Raw genomic sequence first — 20,669 nt, forward strand, 5'->3', positions numbered from 1 at the left:
AAGCGACTCGCGCCGCCCCTCATTGCGTCTCCGCCCGCCGCGTCGCGGCCGGCGGAAGGTTCAATTCTTGCCCGGCTCGGAGCCCGGCGCCTTCTGGATCGACAGCTTGGGCAGCGAAATACCCTTGGCTGTCGACGTCTTCGCGATTGTCGGCGCTTTGGTAGCCTTGGGGACAACTTTCTTGGTCACCGGCGCTGCGGCGGTCGCCTCGGTCTTTGCGACGGCAGCGGATTTCGGCTTCGGCGGGGTGCCGCCCGGCGTCGACGGCTTCGGCGGTATCCCCGTCGGCTTCGCCGGCGCGGGCTTGGCGGCCTCCACCGGCATGGCGGCGGGCACCTCGGCGACCGGCGCCTTCACGGCGGCGACCTTGGGAGCGACGGGGGCGTCCTTCGCAGAAACCGCCTTGGCTGCCTTCGGCTTCGGCGGCGTGCCGCCGGGGGTCGAGGGTTTCGGCGGGATTCCGGTCGGCTTCGCCGGCGCGGGCTTGGCGGCCTCGACCAGCGCGACGGCAGGCGCCTTCTTCGCGGATGCCGCCTTGGCGGCCTTGGGCTTCGGCGGCGAACCGCCGGGGGTGGTCGGCTTCGGAGGGGCACCCGACGGCTTGGCCGGGGCCGGCTTTGCCGCCTCCACCGCGGAAAGCGCGACGGTGGGGGGCGGGTTCGACACGACGAGGCGCGGCACGGCGGGCGCCGGAGCGGCGCCAGCCTCCTCCCGGCCGGTCGACGCCAGCGCCCGGGCAAAGGCGAAGCCGACACCGCACATGGCGACGAAGCCGCCCATCATCATCGCCGTCGGCAGCACCATGGCGGCCATGGCGGGGCCCACCACAACGTCAAATCCGGGAAGGGTTCCGGTCTGCAATGCACTCACATCCTTGGCGGCAGCGCTCATGGCCGGCCCTCCATCGTGGTTGCGGTGATGCACGTCGTCCCCGGAGCCACAGACGGCCGAGGTTTGGTCAGCAGAAGGTCCATGCACGCGGCGCCTGTCCCATGCGACAGCGATCCGCCGGCGGCGGCCCTGTCGGTCATGCGGTCGGCGCGCAGATCGTTCATTCCGGTCAGCGTCCCGCCATCTGGGTCTCGGCCTGGGCCTTCAGCTCGGCGAGCGAGCGGTTGCCGGCGGCCACGTCTTCCGGCGTCAGCAGCACGGCGCAGCGGGGGCTGCCGCGGTCGATGAGGAAGCGCCGCTCCGTGACGACGGTGCGCGGTCCCGCACGGTCGGTGGTCAGCACCACCTGGACGCGGCGCCCCGGCTTGTGCGGACCGCAGACGGCTGCAAGCGCCGCCGTCGTCTCGGGGATCTCGCGCTCCAGCACGATGGTGCGGGCGTTGGGCGAGGTGCCCGCGGTGCCACGCGCCGCAGCCCGGGCGATGATCGTCTGGCGGACATAGTCCGGCGTCGTGTTGATCGTCACGCGCAGTTCCGCCGTGCCGGTCGGCTGGGCGGGCGGCGGCGGGGCCGCCGTGACGCAGCCGCCGAGGGCGAGAGCGCCGGTCAGGAACATGCCGTGCCGGATCATGGGCGTCACTCCGCAGCGATGCGCACGGGCTCGCCGTGCGGGTTGGCCGAATAGGCGTCGATCTTCTTCTCGATCTCGTGACGGAAATGCCGGATCAGGCCCTGGACCGGCCAGGCCGCGGCATCGCCGAGCGCACAGATCGTGTGGCCCTCGACCTGCCCCGCCACCTCGAGGAGCATGTCGATCTCCTTCTTCTGGGCGCGGCCTTCCGACATGCGGGTGAGCACGCGCCACATCCAGCCGGTACCCTCGCGGCAGGGCGTGCACTGGCCGCAGCTCTCGTGCTTGTAGAAGTAGGAGATGCGGGTGATGGCCTTCACCACGTCCGTGGACTTGTCGAGCACGATCACCGCGGCCGTCCCGAGGCCCGACCGCAGCGCGCGCAGGGAGTCGAAGTCCATCGCCGCGTCCCAGATCTGCTCGGCCGGCACCAGCGGCACCGAGGAGCCGCCGGGAATGACGGCGAGCAGGTTGTCCTTACCGCCGCGGATGCCGCCGCAATGCTTCTCGACCAGTTCGGAGAAGGGGATCGACATCGCCTCCTCGAAAGTCGCCGGCTTGTTCACGTGACCGGAGACGCAGAACAGCTTGGTGCCGACGTTGTTCGGCGCGCCGAAGGAGGAGAACCAGGTCGCGCCGCGCCGCAGGATAGTCGGCGTCACCGCGATCGACTCCACGTTGTTCACCGTGGTCGGGCAGCCGTAGAGGCCCATGTTCGCCGGGAACGGGGGCTTCAGCCGCGGCTGGCCCTTCTTGCCCTCGAGGCTTTCAAGCAGCGCCGTCTCCTCGCCGCAGATATAGGCGCCGGCGCCGTGATGGACGTAGAGGTCGAAGTCCCAGCCGTTTGTGTTGCCCTTGCCGAGAAGGCCGGCGTCGTAGCACTCGTCGATGGCGCGCTGCAGCGCCTCGCGCTCCCGGATGAACTCGCCGCGCACATAGATATAGCCGACATGCGCGCCCATCGCGCAGGCGGCGATCAGGCAGCCCTCGACGAGGGTGTGCGGGTCATTGCGCAGGATCTCGCGGTCCTTGCAGGTGCCCGGCTCCGACTCGTCGGCGTTGACGACGAGATAGTGCGGCCGGCCGTCCGACTGCTTCGGCATGAACGACCATTTGAGCCCCGTGGGGAAGCCGGCGCCGCCGCGGCCGCGAAGCCCGGAATCCTTGATCTGCTGGATGATCCAGTCGCGGCCTTGCGCGATGAAGCCCTTGGTCCCGTCCCAGTGCCCGCGCGCCATCGCGCCTTTCAGGCTCTTGTCGTGGAACCCGTAGATGTTGGTGAAGATGCGGTCCTTGTCGGCGAGCATGCCTTCACTCCTTCACGGACGGCGAACCGGCCGCCAGCGCCTTGGCCTGAACCGTCCACTCCTCGCGATCGATGCGGCCCGGGAACGACAGGTAGGTGCCGACCCAGCGGATCTCCTCGCGGGTCCAGGCGGCGATCTGGTCGAAATGGAAGATGCCGAGGGCGTGGAGCTTGCCCTCGTTCACCGGGCCGATGCCCTTGATCCGCTGCAGCTTGTCCGCCTTGGCGTCGCGGGCGGCGGGCAGCCCCTGCGGACGCGACCCGACGGCGTCGGCCTTCTGCTCGGGCGTCGCGTCGGAGGCGAGCGTCGCGAGCTTCGCCTTGATCTCGGCCTCTTCGCTCGCCGCCAGGGCGAGCGCTTCTGCCGAGGGACCGGCCTCGACCGGAGCCACGGCCGCCGGGGCGGCCTTCGGCTTCTCGGCCACCGCGGTGCCGCCGGGCGAGACGGCGTTGAACGGCAGGTCGTGCAGGGTCAGCGCACCGCCCTCGGGTTCGGAGCCGTGGCGGCCGTTCTGGGGACCGGGCGCCGGCTTCTCGCCGCGGGCGAAGGCGTCGAGCACCTTTTCGAAGCTCTCGGGGGTCAGGTCCTCATAGGTGTCGGAGAAGACCTGGATCATCGGCGCGTTCACGCAGGCGCCGGCGCATTCCACCTCCTCCCAGGAGAAGTCGCCGTCCTCCGAGAGGTGGAAGGGCTCGTGGTGGATGCGGCTCTTGCACACCTTGATCAGCGCCTCGGCGCCGCGGAGCATGCAGGGCGTGGTACCGCAGACCTGGATATGCGCCTTCTTCCCAACCGGTTGCAGCTGGAACATCGTGTAGAAAGTCGCGACCTCAAACACCCGGATGTACGGCATGTCGAGCATGTCGGCGATGTATTCGATGGCGGCCTTGGGCAGCCAGTAGGCGTGCTGCTCCTGCGCCCGCCACAGAAGCGGGATCACGGCGGAGGCCTTCCGCTCGGGCGGATATTTGCCGATCGTCTTCTGCGCCCAGGCGAGATTGTCGGGCGTGAAGGCGAAGGAGGCCGGCTGGACCTCGTCTGGCGCCAGTCTGCGTACGCTCACCGGTCAACCTCTCCGAACACGATGTCGATGGAGCCGAGGATGGCGGAGACGTCCGCCAGCAAATGGCCCTTGCACAGGAAGTCCATCGCCTGCAGGTGGGCGAAACCCGGCGCGCGGATCTTGCAGCGATAGGGCTTGTTGGTGCCGTCGGCGACGAGATAGACGCCGAACTCGCCCTTCGGCGCCTCGACGGCCGCATAGACCTCGCCGGCCGGCACGTGGAAGCCTTCCGTATAGAGCTTGAAGTGGTGGATGAGCGCCTCCATCGAGCGCTTCATCTCGCCCCTCTTCGGCGGCACCACCTTGTTGTCCTTGGCGGCGACCGGGCCGGGCGTCTCGCGCAGCAGCTTGCAGCACTGGCGCATGATCTTCACCGACTGGCGCATCTCCTCCATGCGGATGAGGTAGCGGTCGTAGCAGTCGCCGTTCTTGCCGATCGGAATGTCGAAATCGAGCTCGGCATAGCATTCGTAGGGCTGGGACTTGCGCAGGTCCCAGGGCGCGCCGGAGCCGCGCACCATGACGCCCGAGAAACCCCACGCCCAGCACTCGTCGAGCGTGACGACGCCGATGTCGACGTTGCGCTGCTTGAAGATGCGGTTCGGGGTCAGCAGGGCATCGAGATCGTCGACCACCTTGAGGAACGGGTCGCACCAGGCGTCGATGTCGTCGATCAGGCTCGGGGGCAGGTCCTGGTGGACGCCGCCGACGCGGAAATAGGCCGCATGCATGCGCGAGCCCGAGGCGCGCTCGTAGAAGATCATCAGCTTCTCGCGCTCCTCGAAGCCCCACAGCGGCGGGGTCAGCGCGCCGACGTCCATCGCCTGGGTCGTCACGTTGAGGAGGTGGGAGAGGATGCGGCCGATCTCGCAGTAGAGCACGCGGATCAGCTGGGCACGCCGCGGCACCTCGATGCCGAGCATGCGCTCGGCGGCGAGGCAGAAGGCGTGCTCCTGGTTCATCGGCGCGACGTAGTCGAGGCGATCGAAATAGGGGATCGCCTGCAGGTAGGTCTTGGTCTCGATCAGCTTCTCGGTGCCACGATGCAGCAGGCCGATATGCGGGTCGCAGCGCTCGACCACCTCGCCGTCCAGTTCCATGACGAGCCGCAGCACGCCGTGGGCCGCAGGATGCTGCGGGCCCCAGTTGAAGGTGAAGTTGCGGATTTCGGCTTCGGCCATGGTCAGTTCGCCTTGGCTTTTTCATCGCCGGGCAGCACGTAGTCCGTGCCTTCCCAGGGGCTGAGGAAATCGAACTGCCGGAATTCCTGCGGCAGGCGGACCGGCTCGTAGACGACGCGCTTGACCTCGTCGTCGTAGCGGACCTCGACGAAGCCGGAGGTCGGGAAGTCCTTGCGCAGCGGATGGCCGTCGAAACCGTAGTCCGTCAGCAGGCGCCTGAGGTCCGGATGGCCGGTGAAGAGCACGCCGTAGAGGTCGTAGGTCTCGCGCTCGAACCAGAGGGCACCGGTGAACACGTCGGTGGCGGAGGCGACCGGTGTCGTCTCGTCGGTCTGGATCTTGATGCGGATGCGGCGGTTAAACTTCGGCGACAGCAGGTGATAGACAACGTCGAACCGCTTCTGCCGGCCCGGATAATCGACGCCGCAGATGTCGATGATGTTGCGGAACAGGCAGGCCGGATCGTCGCGCAGGTGGGTGAGGACGCGGATGACCTCGCCCGCCTCCGCCTGCAGCGTCAGCTCGCCATAGGCGACGCTGGCCCCCGTCACGGCGCCGGGCAGCGCCGCCTTGATGGTCTCGCCGAGCTCTTCAAGCGACATCGTGCCCCCTCACCGCTCGATCGTGCCGGTGCGCCGGATTTTCTTCTGAAGCAGCAGCACGCCGTAGAGCAGCGCCTCGGCGGTCGGCGGGCAGCCCGGTACATAGATGTCGACGGGCACGATCCGGTCGCAGCCGCGCACCACCGCATAGGAATAGTGGTAGTAGCCGCCGCCGTTGGCGCAGGAGCCCATGGAGATGACGTAGCGCGGCTCCGGCATCTGGTCGTAGACCTTGCGCAGGGCCGGAGCCATCTTGTTGGTGAGCGTCCCGGCGACGATCATCACGTCCGACTGGCGCGGCGAGGCGCGCGGCGCGAAGCCGAAGCGCTCGACGTCGTAGCGCGGCATGGAGAGCTGCATCATCTCCACGGCGCAGCAGGCGAGGCCGAAGGTCATCCACATCAGCGAGCCGGTACGGGCCCAATTGATGAGATCGTCGGTCGCGGTGACGATGAAGCCCTTGTCGGCGAGCTCGGCATTGACCCCGGTGAAGAACGGGTCCGAAGCGCCGAGCGGACGGCCGTCGGCGCCGACGAGACCCCGGGGGGCCGGTGCGACGAGCGGATCGCCGCGGTCGATTGCGGTAGCCATGGTCAGAACCTCAATCCCACTCCAGGGCGCCCTTCTTCCACTCGTAGACGAAGCCGATCGTCAGTACGCCGAGGAAGGCCATCATGGACCAGAAGCCGAACAGTCCGACCTCCTTGAAAGCGACCGCCCAGGGGAACAGGAAGGCGACCTCGAGGTCGAAGATGATGAAAAGGATGGCGACGAGATAGAACCGCACGTCGAACTTCATGCGGGCGTCGTCGAAGGCGTTGAACCCGCACTCGTAGGCCGAGAGCTTCTCGCTGTCGGGCCGTGAGAAGGCCACCACGAAGGGGGCGACGAGGAGGGCGATCCCGATGACGCCGGCCAGGGCGATGAAGATCACCAGCGGCAGATAGTCGTTGAGCAGCGCGGAAGTCGCAGCCTGCATCATAGGCCCTCCAGCATGGCCGGAAGGGGCGCGCGAGCCCCCCGAACCGGCTTCGTCCTGTGCCTTACTCCCTCCCCTGTTGCGGTGCAAGCAGCGGGCAGACCTTCAGGAGTCGCATTCCCTGGAAACGTTATGATTTTCCCATCGGACACCGTCTTGGGCGCGGCGGGGCAGTCCGAACCGGCGCGAATCAGCGCCGGAAACCGGGAAATGGGGATGCAGAGGAAAACCTGCAAGGCTCGCCCGATGCAGGTTCGGGACCTCTCCGCCCCGCAGGGCCCGAGGGAGAGAAAATGGCGCGGGCGACGGGACTCGAACCCGCGACCTCCGGCGTGACAGGCCGGCACTCTAACCAACTGAGCTACGCCCGCGCGCTGCTCGGCGCGCTTGCGTGCGCCGGTCGAGGTGGCGGGACTTAAGGGAGGCTCACGGGGCTGTCAAGGCGAATTGCGGGCGGCCGCAAAATTGGACGCGACCGGAGCTGCCTGGGTTCGTCCCGGCACCCCGGTTTGTCTGAACATTCTCCAAACGGTTTCCCGACATTTGTACGTTTCTTAACCCGCATCGGTTGAACTGCCCATGGAACAAGGTGCGCGAATGCGCCGGATCGAGTGGAAACGTCATGGCTCTCGGCAGCATGCTTCAACTGCGCACGATCGGTGCGAAACTGATGGTCTCGGTCACGGCGACCGCTCTCATCGCCGCCGGCGTCGTCGGCGTCGCGGGCTATTTCCAGCAGGACGCCCTTAGCGACCAGGCGATCGAATCGGCCCTGGTCCAGCGCTACGAGGCCGTCGTCGCTGCGATGACCGAACAGGGCCAGCGCGCCGCCGCCGCCTCGCAGGCCATCGCCAACGATCCGCGCGTCGCGGAGAGCTTCCAGAAGGACGACCGCGCCGGCCTCCTCGCCGCCATGAAGGATCTCGGCGAGCCGATGAAGACCGGCCTCGGCCTCGGCCTCGTGAGCTTCCAGAAACCGGACGGCACGGCCTTCGCCCGAGTCCACGCGCCCCAGGCCTTCGGCGACAACGTTCTCGGCCGCCGCAACACCATCCGCGCCGCCATCTCCTCGGGCGCACAGGTTGTCGGCATCGAGCCCGGTCGTGACAACGTCTCGATCTTCGCCGTCACGCCGGTCCGGGCCGGCGGGCAGATCGTCGGCGTCGCGGATATCGGAGCGGCGCTGGGCCTGCCCTTCCTCACCGACCTGAAGCGCCGCTTCAAGGTCGACATTGCCATGCACCTCATACAGGACGGCGCGCTGAACTCCCTCGGGGCGACCTTCGCCGAGAAGACCCTTCTCGCCCTCCCCGTCCATCAGGCGGCGCTCCAGGCCCCCGGCCAGTGGCGCGAATCGACCATCGGCGGCAATCCGGTCGCCGTTCTCGCCGGTCCGCTGCGCAACTATTCCGGCCAGCCCATCGGCACGCTCGAGGTCGCGATCGACACACGCGCCTTCGTGTCGGCGCGCAACACCGCCATGCTGACGCTGCTCGCCGTCCTCCTGGCGGTCGCCGTCACCGGCATCGGCATCGCCACCCTGCTGACCCGCCACCTCGGCAAGCCCATCCGCGAGCTGAACGCCACCATGACGGCACTCGCCGGCGGCGATCATGCTCAGAGCGTCCCCTCGGTCGATCGCCGGGACGAGATCGGCGACATGGCCCGCTCGGTGGAGGTCTTCCGCGAGAACGCCGTCGCCCGCGCCCGGCTGGAGACCGAGACGGAGGCCGAGGCGCGCGCCCGCCAGGCCCGCCAGGCCCGAATCGACGCCCTGGTGCGCGATTTCTCCGACTCGATCGGCGCGGTGCTGAAGGGCGTCGGCGACAATGCCGGCCGCATGGAGGAAACCGCCCGCACCCTCACCGGCATCGCCGCCGGCGCTTCGGGTCAGGCGGATCAGGCCTCGGGCGCCTCACGTCAGGCCTCCGCCAACGTCCAGTCGGTGGCCGCCGCATCCGAGGAGCTCTCCGCCTCCATCAACGAGATCGCCAACCAGATCGGCCAGACGAACTCGGTCGTCGAGCGCGCCAGCGCCGAGGCCGACGGCGCCAACCAGCGCGTCAAGGCGCTGGCGGAGGCCGCGGGCCGCATCGGCGAGGTGTTGAACCTCATCCGCGCCATCGCCGAGCAGACCAACCTCCTCGCCCTCAACGCCACCATCGAAGCGGCACGCGCGGGCGAGGCCGGCCGCGGCTTCGCCGTCGTCGCCAGCGAGGTGAAGTCCCTCGCCGGCCAAACGGCCAAGGCGACCGAGGAGATCGCCGCCCAGATCAACGCCGTGCAGCAGGAGACGACGACGGCCGTCGGCTCGATCGAGGCCATCGCCCATACGATGACGGAGGTCGCGTCCTACGCCTCCGCCGTCGCGGCGGCCATCGAGCAGCAGCGCTCGGCCACCGGCGAGATCTCGCAGAACGTCCAGGCAGCGGCGACCGGCACGGCCCGCGTCGTCGACAACATCACCGCAGTCACCACCGCCTCGGCCGAGACCAACAGCTCCGCCTCGGAGGTGCTCTCCGCCGCCCGCAGCCTCTCCGAGCAGGCGACCACGCTCTCCCGCTCGGTCGAGACCTTCCTCAGCGAGGTCAAGGCCGCCTGACGCTGACGCAGTTACCATCCAGCCGACAAGGGCCGGGAGCGGACACGCTTCCGGCCCTTTTCCGTTCTGCTCAGGTCACCCGGCCGTGTCCCAGCCAGCGGAAGGCGAGCGGTGCGGCGATCATGGTCAGGAAGACGCGGATGATGTGGAAGGCGGCGACGAAGGCCACCTCGGCATGGAGCGCCACCGCGATCAACGCCATTTCGGTGAGACCGCCGGGTGAATAGGCGAGGATCAGCGTCACCGCCGAGAAGCCCGAGATGTGCGAGACGGTGACGGCGAACAGCGTCATCCAGAACAGCAGGATGGCGGTGGACCCGACCGAAAGCGCGAGCACCCGCCAGACGACCCGGCTCGCCGTTCCGGCGAAGCGGCAGCCGATGGCGACGCCGAGCACGAGCTGCGCCGCATTGACGATCTCGAAGGGTGGCTTGAAGTCCGACAGGCCGGAGATGTGGACCGCGGCGCTGGCGATCATGCAGCCGAGCAGCGTCTTCGCCGGCAGGCGCAGCACATGGCCGAGGAAGGCGCCGGCGAAGCCGCAGACGACGAGCCAGAGTTCGGCCGTCAGCGGCGCGTCGAAGACGGAGACGCCGCCCGCGGGACGGTCGAGGCGGATGCCCTGGCTGAACTGGATCACGAAGGGCAGCGTCAGCACGACGAGCAGGATGCGGGCCGAGTGCACGAGGGCGATGACGCGCGCGTCACCGCCGCGCTCCTCGCCGTAGATCACCATCTCGACGAGGCCGCCGGGCATCCCGGAGAAGAAGGAGGTCACCCAGTCGTAGCCGCCGATGCGCCGGTAGTACCAGACGACGGTGAGGCCGCAGGCGGTCATGAACAGGACGAGACCCGCCAGCGGCACCAGCCATTGTGGAAGCTGCCAGACGATCGAGGGCGAAAAGCCCGACCCGAGCATGACGCCGATGATCGCCGACATGGGCGAGCGGATGACGCCGGGCGCGGCGACCGGCGCGCGCGCCAGCGCCGCGACCGTGCATACCGTCATGGCGCCGAGCATCCAGGGCAGCGGCAGGCGGAGCCAGTAGAACACGGCACCGCCGGCGATGCCGAGCAGCAGGGCGAAGGCGAACTGGCGGTAGGGAAAGACGGCGGGAGACAGCTGCGCGAAACCGCTGCGGACCTCGGCAAGCCACCCCGTCACGTCCCTGCCCTTTCGGTCGAACTCTTCCCTGCGCCGCTTACCATGGCGCGGGGGCCGGAGAGGACGCGATTTCCACAGGTCAGGTGCCCGGGTTCCGGCGAGCGACGCCAGGCGGACGGACGGGAATGGTGGGCAGTGACGGGCTCGAACCGCCGACATCCTGCGTGTAAAGCAGGCGCTCTACCAACTGAGCTAACCGCCCCCGGCCATTCCGGCCGTTCCCGCCATGTAGACCGCCCCCGGCGCGGCGACAAGGGGCGCGATGCCGCCCCGGCGGCGGGCCGGGCGTTCGCGGAAACGCCGCCGCAGCCCTCGGGGCCACAGCGGCGTTTCTCCAGCGAAACGTCACCCCATCAGGAGTTGACGGCGTCCTTCAGGCCCTTGCCGGCCGAGAACTTCGGCGCGTTCGAGGCCTTGATCTGCACGGGCTTGCCGGTGCGCGGGTCGCGGCCCTCGCGGGCGGCGCGCTTGGTCACCGAGAAGGCACCGAAACCCACGAGCTTCACGTCGCCGCCGGCCTTCAGGGTCGCGGCGATGGCATCGAACGTGGCATCAACTGCAGCACCCGCCTGCGCCTTCGTGAGGCTCGCCGCATCGGCGACCGCGGCGATCAGTTCGTTCTTGGTCACGGGCTGTTCTCCTTCAGTTTGCGCCGGTCCGGGAATGCGGATTCCGTTGCCGACGGGCGTCCCCTTTGCCGCGCCAGCATCGCGAAAGCAAGGAAAATGCTGGGTTTCCACGCACTGGCAGTCGGATTTCGGCGACTTTCAACAGAAAAACCCCGGGCCAAAGGCCCGGGGTTTGGAACCATTCCAGCTTTGAGGGCGGTCAGTGCGCCACGACGCCGAGGGGATCCTCCTCGCCCGGCTTGCGCGGGGCGATGGGCTCGGCCTCCTCGTCCCATTCCACCGGCTCGGGCTGGCGGATGAGCGCGTGCTTGAGGACCTCGTCCATGCGGCTGACCGGGATGATCTCCAGGCCGTTCTTCACGTTGTCCGGAATCTCCGCCAGATCCTTGGCGTTCTCCTCCGGGATGAGGACCATCTTCAGCCCGCCGCGCAGCGCCGCGAGGAGCTTCTCCTTGAGGCCGCCGATGGGCAGCACCCGGCCGCGCAGGGTGACCTCGCCGGTCATGGCGATGTCCTTGCGGATCGGGATGCCCGTCATCACCGACACCATGGCGGTCGCCATGGCGATGCCGGCCGAGGGGCCGTCCTTCGGGGTCGCCCCCTCCGGCACGTGGACGTGGACGTCGCGCTTGTCGAACATGGGCGGCTTGATGCCGAAGGCGAGCGCACGGGAGCGGACGTAGGACGCCGCCGCCGAGATCGATTCCTTCATCACGTCCTTCAGGTTGCCCGTCACCGTCATGCGGCCCTTGCCGGGCATCATCACGGCTTCGATGGTCAGAAGCTCGCCGCCGACCTCGGTCCAGGCGAGGCCCGTGACGGCGCCCACCTGATCCTCGGTCTCCGCCATGCCGAAGCGATAGCGGGGCACGCCGAGATAGTCTTCGACCACCTTCGGGGTGACCTTGATCGTCTTCTTCTTCGTGAGGGTGAGGTCCTTCACGCCCTTGCGGACGAGGTTGGACATCTCACGCTCGAGGTTGCGGACGCCCGCCTCCCGCGTGTAGCGGCGGATGACGGTCATCAGCGCCTCGTCGGTGATCGACCAGTCCTTCTCGCTCAGGCCGTGCTTGGTGACGGCGTTGGGGATCAGGTGCTTCTTGGCGATCTCGCGCTTCTCGTCCTCGGTATAGCCGGCGATGCGGATCGTCTCCATGCGGTCCAGCAGGGGCGGCGGGATGTTCAGCGTGTTCGCCGTGGTGACGAACATCACGTTGGAGAGGTCGAAATCGACCTCCAGATAGTGGTCGTTGAACGTCGCGTTCTGCTCGGGGTCGAGGACCTCGAGGAGCGCCGCGGAGGGATCGCCGCGGAAGTCCTGGCCCATCTTGTCGATCTCGTCGAGCAGGAAGAGCGGGTTCGCCGTCTTCGCCTTCTTCATCGACTGGATGATCTTGCCCGGCATGGAGCCGATATAGGTCCGCCGGTGGCCGCGGATCTCGGCCTCGTCACGCACGCCGCCGAGCGAGATGCGCACGAATTCGCGACCCGTCGCCTTGGCGATCGACTTGCCGAGCGAGGTCTTGCCGACGCCGGGGGGCCCGACCAGGCAGAGGATGGGACCGGTCAGCTTGTTGGCACGCTGCTGCACCGCCAGGTACTCGACGATGCGGTCCTTGACCTTGTCGAGGCCGAAATGGTCGGCGTCGAGCAGGGTCTGGGCGCCCGGCAGGTCCTTCTTGATCTTCGACTTCTTGCCCCAGGGGAGGGACAGCATCCAGTCGAGATAGTTGCGGACCACGGTGGCCTCGGCCGACATCGGTGACATCTGACGCAGCTTCTTCAGCTCGTGATTGGCCTTGTCGCGGGCCTCCTTCGAGAGCTTGGTGCGCTTGATCTTGTCCTCGAGCTCGACCAGCTCGTCGCGGCCGTCCTCGTCGCCCAGCTCCTTCTGGATCGCCTTCATCTGCTCGTTGAGGTAGTACTCGCGCTGGGTCTTCTCCATCTGCCGCTTGACGCGGGTGCGGATCTTCTTCTCGACCTGCAGCACGGAGATCTCGCTCTCCATCAGGCTGAGCGCCTTCTCCAGCCGCTTGGCGACGTCGATCGTCTCCAGCACGGCCTGCTTGTCGGAGATCTTCACCGCCAGATGCGAGGCGACCGTGTCGGCGAGCTTGGAGGGCTCGTCGATCTGGCTGACCACCGAGACGATCTCGGGCGAGACCTTCTTGTTGAGCTTCACATAGCCCTCGAACTCGGTGATCACCGAGCGGGCGAGCGCCTGGACCTGGACCTTGTCGCCGATCTCGTCGGCGATGGCACCGGCCTCGGCCTCATAGAATTCCTCGCGGCCGGAATAGGCGCCGATGCGGGCGCGCGAAACGCCCTCGACCAGAACCTTCACGGTGCCGTCGGGCAGCTTCAGCAGCTGCAGGACGGAGGCGAGCGTGCCGATCTCGTAGATGGCGTCCGGCTCCGGATCGTCGTCCTGCGCCTTCATCTGGGTGGCGAGCAGGATGTGCGTCTCGGCGCGCATGACCTCCTCGAGGGCGCGAATCGATTTCTCGCGGCCGACGAAGAGCGGGACGATCATGTGGGGAAACACCACGATGTCGCGCAGCGGCAGGACCGGGAAGGTCTTGATCTCGCCGGGGTTGAGGGGCGGACGCTTCTTGGTCTCGCTCATGGTTCACTCGTCCTTTCCTCGACACGCCGCCAAAGCGGCCCTCAGCGGGCCCGCGCCGACGGCGGCGCTCGGATGATTCCTGGCAGGGTGACGCGAAATTACGCTTTTGTCGCGCGGGGACGGCGGCGGGATTGAGGCCGGCCCGGAAGCTCTGCGGCTTCCTTCGGAGGTCTCGAGGCGCTTGGCCGACCTCGGGCACAAATCCCTGCCCGGGGGTCTGTCGGTGACCATTAGGTGGCGCTGCACCCTTGAGGTGTCAAGGCAGCGAAGGACCTGTTGATCGCACTGCGAAAAAATAGCCGGGCTGATGGTGAAGCCCGACGGCGCGAGGCGCGTGAAAAAGCCGGGAAACTACGGGCTCGCTGCGGTCCGGGACTCATGCTGTTATGCCCCGCGGCGGAAATCGCTTTCGCCGATCACCACACCGTGTCTCCGGAACGCGAGTCAGGTCCGCACCGAGGCAGCAACAGACCGATTCACCAGGAGCCATCCATGATCCGCCGCCTCGTCGTCGCCTCTCTCGCAGCACTTGCCGTATCGGCGGCAACGACCGATGCCTTCGCGCAAGCGCAGCAGAATTTCCGCCTGATCAACCGCACCGGCTACCAGATCAACGAGGTCTATGTCAGCCCGTCGGCGGTCAACTCCTGGGGCGGTGACGTCCTCGGCGACGGCGTCATGCCGCCCGGCACCAGCCGCAACATCCGCTTCCCCCGCCGCACCCAGGCCTGCATATTCGACCTGCGCGTCGTCTATGCTGATGGCGAGCGCGGCGAGGTGAGCCGCCTCGACCTCTGCCAGATCAGCAACGTCACCATCACCTGGAACGGCCGCAGCCGTTTCACCGTCGACTGACGCTCCATCGACCCCACAGACATCCTCACCAGGCGGACCTCGCAAAGGTCCGCCTTTTTCGTGTGGGGTCAGGCAGCCGAGGGCACAAACGAAAAAGGCGGGCCTGAAAGCCCGCCTCGATCGTCAGCAAGGACTGGAAAGCGTCAGGCGCTCTGCGCCTTCTCCTTCTCGGCGTAGATGTAGAGCGGGCGGGCCTTGCCCTGCACCACCTCCTCGGAGATGACGACCTCCTCGACGCCCTCGAGGCCCGGCAGGTCGTACATGGTGTCGAGCAGGATGCTCTCCATGATCGACCGGAGGCCGCGGGCGCCGGTCTTGCGCTCGATGGCCTTGCGCGAGACCGCGCCGAGCGCGTCCTCGTGGAAGGTGAGGTCGACGTTCTCCATCTCGAACAGGCGCTGATACTGCTTCACCAGGGCGTTCGTCGGCTCGGATAGGATCTTGGTCAGCGCCGTCTCGTCGAGATCCTCCAGGGTCGCCAGCACCGGCAGGCGGCCGACGAACTCGGGGATGAGGCCGTACTTCAGCAGGTCCTCCGGCTCAACCGAGCGGAAGATCTCGCAGGTGCGGCGCTCTTCCGGCGCACGCACCGTCGCGCCGAAGCCGATGGAAGACCCCTGCCCCTTCGTCGAGATGATCTTCTCGAGGCCGGCGAAGGCGCCGCCGCAGATGAACAGGATGTTCGAGGTGTCCACCTGCAGGAACTCCTGCTGGGGGTGCTTGCGGCCGCCCTGCGGCGGCACGGAGGCCACGGTGCCCTCCATGATCTTCAGCAGCGCCTGCTGGACACCCTCACCCGACACGTCGCGGGTGATCGAGGGGTTGTCCGACTTGCGCGAGATCTTGTCGATCTCGTCGATGTAGACGATGCCGCGCTGCGCCCGCTCGACGTTGTAGTCGGAGGCCTGGAGCAGCTTGAGGATGATGTTCTCGACGTCCTCGCCGACATAGCCGGCCTCGGTGAGCGTCGTGGCGTCAGCCATGGTGAAGGGCACGTCGAGGATCCGGGCGAGCGTCTGCGCAAGCAGCGTCTTGCCCGAGCCCGTGGGGCCGATGAGCAGGATGTTCGACTTCGACAGCTCGACGTCGTTGTGCTTCGTCGCGTGGTTGAGGCGCTTGTAGTGGTTGTGCACCGCGACCGACAACACCCGCTTGGCGTGGAACTGGCCGATCACGTAGTCGTCCAGGACCTTGCAGATCTCCTTCGGCGTCGGGATGCCGTCCTTGGACTTGACCAGCGAGGACTTCGATTCCTCCCGGATGATGTCCATGCAGAGCTCGACGCACTCGTCGCAGATGAACACCGTGGGCCCGGCGATCAGCTTGCGGACTTCGTGCTGGCTCTTGCCGCAGAAGGAACAGTAGAGGGTGTTCTTCGCGTCGCTGCCGGCCTTGCTCATCATCTCTCTCCAACGCGAACCGTCACCCTGTCGGATCGGGATCGTCTGACGCGAGACCAAAGAGGTCTCTCGATGTCTCGGCCCCCCGGAACGCCGATTGGCCCTTCAGCCAACCATGGTGCGCACCACGGGATCAAGAAAGGATTAACGCTGTTTTGTCACATACGGTCCATTTAGGGACCACAGGCACTGTCGGATCAGTCTATGCAACGGGCATACCGACCGTGGTGACCCAAAAGTGACACCCGGCGGATGCCGATTCCGGCACCCGCGCGGGATCACGGAAGGGCATCACGCCTTGGCAGGCTCGGGCTCGTCGGCGCGCTCTTCGATCACCTTGTCGATCAGGCCGAACTCCTGGGCCTTCTGCGCCGACATGAAGTTGTCGCGCTCCAGGGCGTCCTCGATCTCCTTCAGCGTCCGGCCCGTGTGCTTCACGTAGATGCCGTTCAGCCGCGCCTTCAGTTCCTTCACTTCTTCCGCGTGGATCAGGATGTCCGTCACCTGACCGCGATAGCCGCCCGAGGGCTGGTGCACCATGATGCGCGAATTCGGCAGGGCGAAGCGCTGGCCCTTGGCGCCGGCGGTGAGCAGGAGCGAGCCCATCGAGGCGGCCTGGCCCATGCAGAGCGTGGTGACGGCCGGCTTGATGAACTGCATCGTGTCGTAGATCGACATGCCCGCCGTGACGACGCCGCCCGGCGAGTTGATATACATGTTGATCTCCTTCTTCGGGTTCTCCGCCTCGAGGAACAGGAGCTGGGCGACGATCAGCGTCGCCATGCCGTCCTCGACCGGGCCCGACAGGAAGATGATCCGCTCCTTCAGGAGGCGGGAATAGATGTCGTAGGACCGCTCGCCGCGGTTGGTCTGCTCGACCACCATCGGCACCAGGTAGTTCATCAGCGTGTCGTGCGGGTCTCTCATCGTCTTCGGTCCTTCGGGGTCGCGATTCGGGGCGAGCATCCCCCGAATCTCTTTGACGCCATCCTAACGGCTATACGCATCCCCGGTGAATCCGCCGCGATTGCGCCGGAAAAGCGAAGGGCCGCCAGCGGCGGCCCTTCCCTCACAAGGAATTGTCCGGTCGCAGCGCCATTCAGGCGGCTTCCTCGTCGTCGTTGTCCTTGAAGAGATCGTCCTTGGAGACGGCCTTCTCGGTGACGTCGGCGAGTTCGAGGATGTAGTCCACGACCTTCTCCTCGAAGATCGGAGCGCGGAGCGAGGCGAGCGCCTGGGGCGTCTTGCGGTAGTAGTCCCAGACCTGCTGCTCCTGGCCGGGGAACTGGCGCGCCCGCTCGACCACGGCGCGCGACACTTCCTCGTCGCTGACCTTGATCTGGGCCTTCTCGCCGATTTCCGCAAGGACGAGGCCGAGGCGCACGCGACGCTCGGCGATGGCGCGATACTCCTCGCGCGCCTTCTCCTCGGTCGTCTCCTCGTCGGTGAAGGTCTTGCCGCGCGACTCCAGGTCCTGGCTGACCTGGCGCCACACGCTCTCGAACTCCTGGTCGACCAGCGTCTGCGGCAGGTCGAAGGCATGCTTCTCGTCCAGCGCGTCGAGCAGCGAGCGCTTCACCTTGCGGCGCGAGGCGGCGGCATATTCGCTCTTCAGCCGGTCGGAGACGGCAGCCTTCAGCTTGGCGAGGTCCTCGAAGCCCACCATCTTGGCGAACTCCTCGTCGATGGCGCGCTCGCCCGGCTTCTCGATCGACTTCACCGTGACGGCGAACTCGGCGTCCTTGCCGGCGAGGTTCTCGGCCATGTAGTTCGACGGGAACTTCACCTTCACGACGCGGTCCTCGCCGGCCTTGACGCCGACGAGCTGGTCCTCGAAGCCCGGGATGAACGAGTTGGAGCCGAGCTCCAGCTGGATATCCTCGGCGGTGCCGCCCTCGAACTTCTCGCCGTCGATCGTGCCGACGAAGCCGATGGTGAGGCGGTCGCCGTTCTCGGCGGCGGCGCCCTCGGCCTTCGCCTCGAACGGGCGGTTCTGCTTGGCCATGGTCTCGAGCATCGCCTGCACGTCGGCCTCGGCCGGCTCGACGACCGGCTTCTCGACCTTGATGCCCTTGAAGTCGGCGAGCTGGATCGTCGGAAGCACCTCGAAGGCGACCGTGTAGTCGAGGTCGGCGGTGCCGTCGAACACGGCCTTCGCCTCGGCCTCGGCCTCCGGCAGCTTCACCGAGGGCTCCTGGGCGAGCTTGAAGCCGTTCTCCTCGACGATCTTCTGGTTGGCCTCGCCGACCAGCGCCTCGATGGTCTCGGCGAGCACGGCGCGGCCGTAAAGCTTCTTCAGATGCGCCGTCGGCACCTTGCCGGGGCGGAAGCCGTTGATGTTGACGCGGCCCTTGAGGTCGTCGAGGCGGGCATCGGCGCGGGCGGCGAGGTCGGTCACAGGAACCACCACGCGGAATTCGCGCTTCAGACCTTCGGACAGGGTGGCGGTCACCTGCATGGCTTCGTTTCTTTCGTGTTCGTGATCGGCGCGGCCGGCAGGATGGTGCGGGCGGAGGGACTTGAACCCCCACGACTTTCGCCACGGGAACCTAAATCCCGCGTGTCTACCAATTCCACCACGCCCGCCGAGGGCCGCTCGAAATAGCTTCTCGCCCCGGTCGATGCAAGTCATCCACCGAGCGCGGCCTCATAACATCGGCTTTTGGCGATTGCACCAAGAAAATGCGCCCTCCCGCCCGCACGGCACGCAGCGGAAACGCTGAGACACGACCGTTGGCGGCGCCGTCTCGCCCGGGTGGCTGCTTGGCAGGTCCGCCGGGCCGTGCCATGCCTCCCCCGGTTTCGCAGGCGCGGTCTTCGGACGGCAGGCCCGGCCCGTCCCATCAGGAGCATCGATGCCGTCCACTCTCCCGCTGACACGCCGACATCTCGGCGCTTTCGGCCTCGGCCTCCTCCTGTCGGGCCGGGCGGCGCGGGCGGGCGACCTGCGGCTCACCGCCGCAGCCGGAGAACGGCGCCTCGGCGGGGCAGAGGCGGCGACGCCCTTCTTTGGCTATGACGGCACGCTGCCCGGCCCGGTGCTCCGGGCGCGCCGCGGCGAAGCGTCGACGCTGGCGTTCCGCAACGCCCTCGACCAGCCGACCGCCCTCCACTGGCAGGGCGCCCGATGGCCGGTCGACACGGCGGCGGTCACACCCGGCGCCGAGCGCTTTCATCCCCTCGCCTTCCGCGACGCCGGCACGTTCCTCTACCGGCCGGCGCTCCTCGGCGGCGAGGCGCAGTTGCGCCGAGGCCTTTCGGGGCTCCTGCTCGTCGACGACGCGACGCCGCCCGTCCACGACCGCGAATTGGCCCTTCTCCTCTCCGAAGCTCCCGGTGACGGCGCGGGCGCGATCCTCGCCAATGGCGAACGCCGCGTCGGCTGGAGCGTGCGGCCGAACGAGCGCCTCTGGTTGCGCCTCGCCAACGGCACCGCCAACAGGGTCCTGCGCTTTGCCCTGCCGGGCCAGATCCTGACCCTCGTCGCCCTCGACAGCCAGCCCTGCGAGCCCTTCCCGCTCGACGGCGGCCGGATCGTGCTGGCACCCGGGCAGCGCGCCGAAATCCTCTGGGACGTGGCGGCCGCCGGCGGGCCCGTCGCCCTCCAGGTGGCGCGGTTCGCCGGCGAGGGGCTCGACGGGGCGATTCCCGTGGAGGGAGCCCCTGTCCGCGACGCCGCCCTGCCGTCCCCGCAGCCCCTGCCCCCCAACCCGCTGCCGCAGGCCATGGACTTCCGGCGGGCGCTGCGATGGGACTGGCTCATCGGCGGCACCGCCCAGGCGCCGACGCTCGCCGGAGGCAGCGACCGCAGCATGCCCGCCCAGCCGGCGTTCCGCGCCCGCGCCGGGGCCGTCGTGATCGCCGCCATCCGCAACGATTCCCCCGTGCTTCACGCCGTGCACATACAGGGCCATGCCGCCCGCCTGCTTGACGGGCTCGACGACGGCTGGAAGCCCTATTTCCTCGACACGGTGCTCGTCGCCCCCGGCATGGTCACGCGGATCGCCTTCGTCGCCGAGCAGGCCGGGCGCTTCCTCGTCACCAGCCAGCCGATCAATGCCGACGGCGGCCCGGTGGCGATCGCCCTCGACGTGGCCTGACCGGGCCGGCCGATCGGCCCGGCTGCCTAGTCCGCCTCTTCCGCCGGCGCGAGCCGATCCGGGAGGCCCGCGAAGACCCCCGGCATCGCCTCGGGAAGATCCTCTGCGATGAGGCCGAGCCCTGCGGCCTGCCCCGCCTCGCCGTGCAGCCAGACCGCCGCGCTCGCCGCCTCGAAGGCGGGCATGCCCTGCGCGAGCAGCCCCGTCACGATCCCGGCCAGTACGTCGCCTGAGCCCGCCGTCGCCAGCCAGGGCGGCGCGTTGGAGGCGATGGAAACGAGGCCCCCGGTCGTCGCCACCACCGTGTCCGGTCCCTTGAGGATCACGACGGCGCCGGAACGCTCCGCGGCGCGGCGCGCCGCGTCGGGCTTCGAGCCCTCCGAGGGGCCGAACAGCCGCGTGAACTCGCCGGCATGCGGCGTTAGCACCACCGGCCGGTCCGGCCAGACGCGGATGCCGGCGAAAAGCGGATCCGGATCCGCCGCGAAGGCTGTGAGCCCGTCCGCGTCGATCACGGTTGCGGCGCCGCTCGCCAGGGCCTCGGCGACCAGCGCGCGCGTCGCCTCGCCGGTCCCCATCGCCGGGCCGAGGCAGACGGCGTTGCGCCGCCGGTCGGCGAGGATGGCGGCGAGCCCCGC

The 20,669-nt window shown here is 68.0% G+C and carries 18 protein-coding genes and 3 tRNA genes; 3 read left to right on the plus strand and 18 right to left on the minus strand.

All coding sequences use genetic code 11. The features are described from left to right. Positions 1-60: 60 nt before the first annotated feature. The 9 genes from ACT6XY_RS11455 to ACT6XY_RS11495 all read right to left on the minus strand — a co-directional run bounded on the left by ACT6XY_RS11455 (position 61) and on the right by ACT6XY_RS11495 (position 7,025). Positions 61-891 carry a hypothetical protein gene (locus tag ACT6XY_RS11455; RefSeq protein WP_444748453.1) on the minus strand — a complete coding sequence of 277 codons (831 nt, stop codon included), beginning with the start codon at positions 889-891 and terminating at the stop codon, positions 61-63. Positions 892-1,060: 169 nt separating this feature from the next. Further along, the gene (locus tag ACT6XY_RS11460) at positions 1,061-1,522 is read right to left on the minus strand and encodes a hypothetical protein (RefSeq protein WP_444748454.1); all 462 of its coding nucleotides are present in this window, start codon (positions 1,520-1,522) and stop codon (positions 1,061-1,063) included. 5 nt (positions 1,523-1,527) lie between these two features. Next, the gene (gene nuoF / locus ACT6XY_RS11465; RefSeq protein ID WP_444748455.1) at positions 1,528-2,829 is read right to left on the minus strand and encodes an NADH-quinone oxidoreductase subunit NuoF; all 1,302 of its coding nucleotides are present in this window, start codon (positions 2,827-2,829) and stop codon (positions 1,528-1,530) included. A gap of 4 nt (positions 2,830-2,833) precedes the next feature. Beyond that, positions 2,834-3,892, minus strand: a complete 1,059-nt coding sequence (gene nuoE, locus ACT6XY_RS11470; protein WP_444748456.1) for an NADH-quinone oxidoreductase subunit NuoE — start codon at positions 3,890-3,892, stop codon at positions 2,834-2,836. Then, a complete protein-coding gene (locus ACT6XY_RS11475; RefSeq protein ID WP_444748457.1) occupies positions 3,889-5,073 on the minus strand; it encodes an NADH-quinone oxidoreductase subunit D in 1,185 nt (394 codons plus the stop codon). The genes nuoE and ACT6XY_RS11475 overlap by 4 nt, the downstream gene beginning before the upstream one ends. 2 nt (positions 5,074-5,075) lie before the next feature. Then, positions 5,076-5,675: an NADH-quinone oxidoreductase subunit C gene (locus tag ACT6XY_RS11480; RefSeq protein ID WP_444748458.1), complete on the minus strand. Its 600-nt coding sequence runs from the start codon at positions 5,673-5,675 to the stop codon at positions 5,076-5,078. A 9-nt stretch (positions 5,676-5,684) separates the two neighbouring features. Then, positions 5,685-6,266: a NuoB/complex I 20 kDa subunit family protein gene (locus tag ACT6XY_RS11485; protein ID WP_444748459.1), complete on the minus strand. Its 582-nt coding sequence runs from the start codon at positions 6,264-6,266 to the stop codon at positions 5,685-5,687. A 10-nt stretch (positions 6,267-6,276) separates the two neighbouring features. Next, entirely contained in the window at positions 6,277-6,654 is a 378-nt protein-coding gene (locus tag ACT6XY_RS11490; protein ID WP_444748460.1) for an NADH-quinone oxidoreductase subunit A, read from the minus strand. Positions 6,655-6,948: 294 nt separating this feature from the next. After that, positions 6,949-7,025 (minus strand) — tRNA-Asp (locus tag ACT6XY_RS11495). Positions 7,026-7,276: 251 nt separating this feature from the next. Between ACT6XY_RS11495 and ACT6XY_RS11500 the strand changes: the two genes are divergently transcribed. Further along, positions 7,277-9,256 (plus strand): methyl-accepting chemotaxis protein, encoded by a 1,980-nt coding sequence (locus ACT6XY_RS11500; protein ID WP_444748461.1) that lies wholly within the window; start codon positions 7,277-7,279, stop codon positions 9,254-9,256. Between the two features lie 70 nt (positions 9,257-9,326). On the opposite strand, the gene ACT6XY_RS11505 is transcribed toward ACT6XY_RS11500, so the two are convergent. The 4 genes from ACT6XY_RS11505 to lon form a co-directional block, all read right to left on the minus strand. Next, positions 9,327-10,421, minus strand: a complete 1,095-nt coding sequence (locus ACT6XY_RS11505; RefSeq protein ID WP_444748462.1) for an AbrB family transcriptional regulator — start codon at positions 10,419-10,421, stop codon at positions 9,327-9,329. 126 nt (positions 10,422-10,547) lie between these two features. Continuing rightward, positions 10,548-10,623, minus strand: a tRNA-Val gene (locus ACT6XY_RS11510). 151 nt (positions 10,624-10,774) lie between these two features. Further along, complete coding sequence (locus ACT6XY_RS11515) at positions 10,775-11,086, minus strand: HU family DNA-binding protein (RefSeq protein ID WP_305576510.1); 312 nt, start codon at positions 11,084-11,086, stop codon at positions 10,775-10,777. A 163-nt stretch (positions 11,087-11,249) separates the two neighbouring features. After that, a complete protein-coding gene (lon, locus tag ACT6XY_RS11520; protein ID WP_444748463.1) occupies positions 11,250-13,676 on the minus strand; it encodes an endopeptidase La in 2,427 nt (808 codons plus the stop codon). A gap of 492 nt (positions 13,677-14,168) precedes the next feature. Between lon and ACT6XY_RS11525 the strand changes: the two genes are divergently transcribed. Further along, the gene (locus ACT6XY_RS11525; RefSeq protein WP_444748464.1) at positions 14,169-14,531 is read left to right on the plus strand and encodes a hypothetical protein; all 363 of its coding nucleotides are present in this window, start codon (positions 14,169-14,171) and stop codon (positions 14,529-14,531) included. A 143-nt stretch (positions 14,532-14,674) separates the two neighbouring features. On the opposite strand, the gene clpX is transcribed toward ACT6XY_RS11525, so the two are convergent. The 4 genes from clpX to ACT6XY_RS11545 form a co-directional block, all read right to left on the minus strand. Next, positions 14,675-15,931 (minus strand): ATP-dependent Clp protease ATP-binding subunit ClpX, encoded by a 1,257-nt coding sequence (clpX, locus tag ACT6XY_RS11530; protein WP_444748465.1) that lies wholly within the window; start codon positions 15,929-15,931, stop codon positions 14,675-14,677. A gap of 291 nt (positions 15,932-16,222) precedes the next feature. Continuing rightward, the gene (gene clpP / locus ACT6XY_RS11535) at positions 16,223-16,858 is read right to left on the minus strand and encodes an ATP-dependent Clp endopeptidase proteolytic subunit ClpP (RefSeq protein ID WP_444748466.1); all 636 of its coding nucleotides are present in this window, start codon (positions 16,856-16,858) and stop codon (positions 16,223-16,225) included. 172 nt (positions 16,859-17,030) lie between these two features. Further along, complete coding sequence (gene tig, locus ACT6XY_RS11540; protein ID WP_444748467.1) at positions 17,031-18,389, minus strand: trigger factor; 1,359 nt, start codon at positions 18,387-18,389, stop codon at positions 17,031-17,033. Positions 18,390-18,432: 43 nt separating this feature from the next. After that, positions 18,433-18,517 (minus strand) — tRNA-Leu (locus ACT6XY_RS11545). Positions 18,518-18,786: 269 nt separating this feature from the next. Between ACT6XY_RS11545 and ACT6XY_RS11550 the strand changes: the two genes are divergently transcribed. Next, complete coding sequence (locus ACT6XY_RS11550) at positions 18,787-20,031, plus strand: multicopper oxidase family protein (RefSeq protein ID WP_444748468.1); 1,245 nt, start codon at positions 18,787-18,789, stop codon at positions 20,029-20,031. 26 nt (positions 20,032-20,057) lie between these two features. Here the strand turns inward: ACT6XY_RS11550 and ACT6XY_RS11555 are convergent. Next, the coding region (locus ACT6XY_RS11555) for an ADP-dependent NAD(P)H-hydrate dehydratase (protein ID WP_444748469.1) at positions 20,058-20,669 on the minus strand (612 nt) is incomplete at its 5' end.

The organism is Phreatobacter sp. (genome assembly GCF_052440005.1).
Taxonomy (GTDB): Bacteria; Pseudomonadota; Alphaproteobacteria; order Rhizobiales; family Phreatobacteraceae; genus Phreatobacter.

Bases quoted from the DNA above. Each gene is read 5' to 3' on its own strand.
- tig (WP_444748467.1), bottom strand. From the start codon at position 18,389: ATGCAGGTGACCGCCACCCTGTCCGAAGGTCTGAAGCGCGAATTCCGC.
- ACT6XY_RS11550 (WP_444748468.1), top strand. From the start codon at position 18,787: ATGCCGTCCACTCTCCCGCTGACACGCCGACATCTCGGCGCTTTCGGC.
- ACT6XY_RS11500 (WP_444748461.1), top strand. From the start codon at position 7,277: ATGGCTCTCGGCAGCATGCTTCAACTGCGCACGATCGGTGCGAAACTG.
- ACT6XY_RS11480 (WP_444748458.1), bottom strand. From the start codon at position 5,675: ATGTCGCTTGAAGAGCTCGGCGAGACCATCAAGGCGGCGCTGCCCGGC.
- clpX (WP_444748465.1), bottom strand. From the start codon at position 15,931: ATGAGCAAGGCCGGCAGCGACGCGAAGAACACCCTCTACTGTTCCTTC.
- ACT6XY_RS11460 (WP_444748454.1), bottom strand. From the start codon at position 1,522: ATGATCCGGCACGGCATGTTCCTGACCGGCGCTCTCGCCCTCGGCGGC.
- ACT6XY_RS11525 (WP_444748464.1), top strand. From the start codon at position 14,169: ATGATCCGCCGCCTCGTCGTCGCCTCTCTCGCAGCACTTGCCGTATCG.
- lon (WP_444748463.1), bottom strand. From the start codon at position 13,676: ATGAGCGAGACCAAGAAGCGTCCGCCCCTCAACCCCGGCGAGATCAAG.
- ACT6XY_RS11455 (WP_444748453.1), bottom strand. From the start codon at position 891: ATGAGCGCTGCCGCCAAGGATGTGAGTGCATTGCAGACCGGAACCCTT.
- ACT6XY_RS11475 (WP_444748457.1), bottom strand. From the start codon at position 5,073: ATGGCCGAAGCCGAAATCCGCAACTTCACCTTCAACTGGGGCCCGCAG.
- clpP (WP_444748466.1), bottom strand. From the start codon at position 16,858: ATGAGAGACCCGCACGACACGCTGATGAACTACCTGGTGCCGATGGTG.
- ACT6XY_RS11490 (WP_444748460.1), bottom strand. From the start codon at position 6,654: ATGCAGGCTGCGACTTCCGCGCTGCTCAACGACTATCTGCCGCTGGTG.
- nuoF (WP_444748455.1), bottom strand. From the start codon at position 2,829: ATGCTCGCCGACAAGGACCGCATCTTCACCAACATCTACGGGTTCCAC.
- ACT6XY_RS11485 (WP_444748459.1), bottom strand. From the start codon at position 6,266: ATGGCTACCGCAATCGACCGCGGCGATCCGCTCGTCGCACCGGCCCCC.